The organism is Microbacterium sp., assembly GCF_039812165.1.
Lineage (GTDB): Bacteria > Actinomycetota > Actinomycetes > Actinomycetales > Microbacteriaceae > Microbacterium.
On record NZ_JBDIAB010000238.1, the window covers coordinates 1 to 4,020 of the forward strand.

A 4,020-nucleotide genomic window follows, 5' to 3' on the forward strand; every position below is an offset into this window, starting at 1 on the left:
CGGCCACGCGTCCAGCGGCCCAGCCGGCGGGCGTCGACGAGCACGCCGTCGCGCAGGTAGACCACGCGCTCGGCGCGCGCGGCGCAGGCCGGATCGTGCGTCACCATCACGACCGTCGTGCCGTCGCGATTCACGTCGCTCAGCGCGTCCATGACCTCCTCGGTCGTGCTGCTGTTCAGCGCGCCGGTCGGCTCGTCGGCGAACAGGATCGACGGCGTGCACGCGAGCGCCCGGCAGATCGCCGCGCGCTGCAGCTGCCCGCCCGACACCTGGGTGATCCCGTGCGCCTGCACGTGGGCGATGCCGAAGCGCTCCATCAGGGCGTCGACGCGGGCGATCACGGCATCCCGATCCCTCGGCGTCGCCTTCAGCGCGGGCAGCAGGACGTTGTCGCGCAGGTTCAGGTTCGCGAGCAGGAACGCCTGCTGGAACACGAAGCCGATCCGGGTGAGCCGCACCCGGCTGAGCTCCGCGTCGCCCAGCGCGGTCAGGTCGCGTCCGTCGAGGAGCACGGTGCCGCTCGTGGGCCGGTCCATGCCGCTGAGGCCGTGCAGCAGCGTCGACTTGCCCGATCCTGACGCGCCCATCACCGCGACGAACTCGCCGGCGTGCACAGTGAGATCGATGCCGTCCAGCACGCGCATCGGCGGCTCGGTCGAGGCGTGCGTCTTGGTCAGTCCCTGGCACTGCAGGACGACCGCGGCCGGCCGGTCCGCGTCGACCGTGGATGCCGCGCGGGTCGTGATGCGTGTCATGATGCTCCCATCAGGCGAGCCAGGTGCTCGTGTCGGCGCGGTGCAGGCGCGCGGTGACGAGGACGGCGGCGAGACCGCCGGCGCCGACGAGCGCCAGCGGGTAGAGGCCGTAGACGAGCCACGGCACGGGGACGAAGCTCAGCTCGGCGATGCCGAGTCCGGCCGAGCTGAGGAGCGTCCCGGTGAGCGACTCGCCGAGCGTCACCGTGAACGCCAGTCCCAGGAGCGTCCCGACGACGACCGTCAGCAGCGTCTTGCCGCGCACCTGCGCGACGATCTCGCGCGTCGAGAAGCCGATCGCCGACAGCGCGCCCATCGTGCGGCGGTCGCGCGAGAGACGCAGGCCCAGGAACAGGCTCGTGATCAGGAGGGGGATGCCGACGCCGAACGCGAAGGCCAGCACCGCCGCCTGCCGCAGGCCGCCGGTGACGTGCGCGAGCGTCTGCTGGACGTACTCCCGCATCGGGATCGCCGACGCGGACCGGAAGCGCGCGCCGTACTCGGACGCGAGCGCACCGGGATCGGCGCCGTCCGTGACATGCGCGTAGATCACGTGCCCCACCGCGGTCACGGGGAGGCCACCCTGCAGCTTCGCGGTGTGCCCGCCGCTCGTGACGTCCTGGTACACGCCGCTCACGGCGTGCACGCTCCAGCCGTCGCCCGCGCGGATGCGCAACTGGTCGCCCGGCGCGGCCCGCAGCTCCTCCGCGTTGAGCACCGACAGCGCGAGCTGCCCGTCGGCCGGCGGGCCGCCCGCCACGAAGTCGACCGTGCCCGCGGAGTAGTCGCCCACCTCGATGCGCAACGTCTCGACGCCGGCGGGTCCGTCGACCTCGGCGAGCACGTCCGCGTACGCACGCACATCGGCGATCCGGGCATCGTGGCGCAGCGCGGCGACGAGCTCGGCGTGCACCGCGTCGAGGCCGCCGGAGAAGCGCAGGTCGATGCGGAGGTCGCTCTCGGGCGCGCCCAGGTAGGTGACGAAGCGCGGGCTCTCGAACGTGCTGAGGAGGTTCAGCGGCAGCATCATGAGGATCGCCGCGAGGAAGAAGACGATCGGAAGCAGCATCCACTCGCTCGCCTCGGCGCGGAGGTCGAGCACCGCCAGGCGCCGGCCGATCGCGCTTCCGCGGTACGTCGCGAGGCTCGTCCGTCGCACGCGCCGCGCCTGTCTCCGAGCGGCGCGCGCGGCCTGCCGCTCGGTGAGGGTGCTGCCGTGCACGAGGGCGCGCACGACCTCGATCCGCCGGATGCGCCGGAGCACGCCGCGGCAGATCGTGACGACCATGACGTAGACGAGCCCGAGCGCGGCCACCGGCACCGCGAAGGTCCACACGGTCGGGGGAGCGGTGGCGTAGTTCGCCGCCACGTCGCGCGTCAGCAGCTGCGTCGCGCCGATCGCGAGCACGCCGCCCACGACGCACGCGGCGAGCGTGATCGTGCGATAGGTCCACAGATGCAGCCGTGCGATGTGCGCGTCGGGCACGCCGATCGCCTTCAGCATGCCGATCTCGCGGATGCCGTCCTGCAGCGCGCCGCGGATCACGAAGCGCAGGCTCAGCAGCGCGATCGCGATGAGCAGCAGGCTCGAGAACATGAGCGCGACTCCGACCAGCCCGTCGCTGAAGGCGTTGATGAGACGGATCATGTCGCCCGTGACCGCCTGCCCGTTGCGGGGCAGCGCGTCGTCCGCCTCGTACGCGCGCTGCAGATCGGCGGCGTCCGCCGGGTCGGCGAGCAGGTACTCCACGATGATCTCCGCGTCGCTGCCGCCGGCGGCGCCCAGCGCCCGCAGATCGGTCGGCGACACGACGAAGCGCGTCGACGACGACAGCGACGACGCCATCTGCGCGTCGCGCACGAACCCGCGCACGGTCAGCTCGTGGATGCCGGCATCCGTCCGCACGCCCAGCTCGTCGCCTGCGCGCAGGCCGAACCGCTGCTGATAGGCGACCGGCACGTACACCTCGCCGTGCGCCGGATCGGCGACCTCGCCGGCCTCGTCGATCAGCAGATCGAAGTCGGCGTTCTGCGCGACGAACAGGTTGTCGATCAGGCTGGCGGACAGATCGCCCGCCTCGCCGGTCGACGGACGCTGCCACGCGAGGGCCGCGCCGTCGAAGCCGTGGAGCTCGACGATCGTCCACGCGTCGATCCCCGCGTGGCGCGCCGCGAACGCCTCGAGCGCCGCCGCGTCGTGGTCGCCCTCGTGGAGCTGCAGGAAGTGCGGGGGTCGCGCCTGTGCGAACAGCTGGTCGACCGAGCCGACGAGACGCTCGATCACCATGGCGCCGGTCGCCATGAGGAAGGCACTCAGCACCAGGACCGCGGACAGCGCCACGGTCACGCCGCCACGGCGCGCCAGGTCGCCGAGCGCATACCGCAGCGACAGGGAGGAGCGTGAGGTCACGCTCTAAACATACCGGTCGTCCGGTTTTATGCAACTCGCCGGTCGGTCACCCCACCGTGAGACCGGGGCGCAGCAGCATCCACATGTCCTCGACCCGGTCGTCCAGGTCGCCGAGGCCCGACTCGACGAGCGACACCGTCTGCAGGCCGGTGAACGCCGCCACCAGGAACCGCGCGAACCGCTCCGGATCGATGTGACCGGCGACCTCCCGCCGCTCCTTGGCCGCGCGCACGACCTCGGCGACCAGCTGCTCCCAGCGCGTGTAGGTCTCGGAGATCACGGCGTCCTCGACCTCGCCGCGCTCGACCGCGAGCCGCATCGCCGCCCGCAGCGTCGCGTCGTCGACGAGCCGGCGCCCGAGCGCGCGCGTGAGGTCGACGAGAAGCTCGAGGCGGTCGCCCTCGTACGCGTCGACGCGCTCGGCCAGCTCGGCATTCGCCTCGCGCTGCACCTCGATCATCGCCGACGCGAGCGCCGCCTTCGACGGGAAGTGGAAGTACAGCGCTCCCTTCGTGACGCCGGCCTGATCGGCGATCTCGGCGAGGCTCGCGCCGGCGAACCCGCGCGTGACGAACGCGTCGGCCGCCGCCTCGATGATCGTGCGCCTGGTCTGCTGCGCGCGCGCTTGCATCGTCATGTCGGCCTCCGTCGTCGAGCCTGCCGATCGGGATGGACCGGGTCTTCATTCTGCCCGCACGGCGGCGGTCGGCGGCATGCACCACCGCCAGCGGCGTGCCGCGGCGTACCACGACGGAGCCCGCGCGACTCGACCCAAGCCGCGGCTGCGTGTCACCGCGCGTCTGCCGCACGCTCGCCGGCGACGTCGGCGCGCTCGGACGCGGACGAGTGCGCCGG

At 72.6% G+C, this 4,020-nt stretch carries 3 protein-coding genes; all 3 read right to left on the bottom strand.

Annotated elements, in window-relative coordinates; translation table 11 throughout:
• On the bottom strand, nt 1-755 hold a 755-nt coding region (locus WML84_RS13505), incomplete at its 3' end, for an ABC transporter ATP-binding protein (RefSeq protein ID WP_347346657.1).
• A 10-nt stretch (nt 756-765) separates the two neighbouring features.
• The gene (locus tag WML84_RS13510) at nt 766-3,165 is read right to left on the bottom strand and encodes an ABC transporter permease (protein ID WP_347346658.1); all 2,400 of its coding nucleotides are present in this window, start codon (nt 3,163-3,165) and stop codon (nt 766-768) included.
• 46 nt (nt 3,166-3,211) lie between these two features.
• Nucleotides 3,212-3,802: a ScbR family autoregulator-binding transcription factor gene (locus tag WML84_RS13515; protein WP_347346659.1), complete on the bottom strand. Its 591-nt coding sequence runs from the start codon at nt 3,800-3,802 to the stop codon at nt 3,212-3,214.
• Between the last annotated feature and the right edge of the window lie 218 nt (nt 3,803-4,020).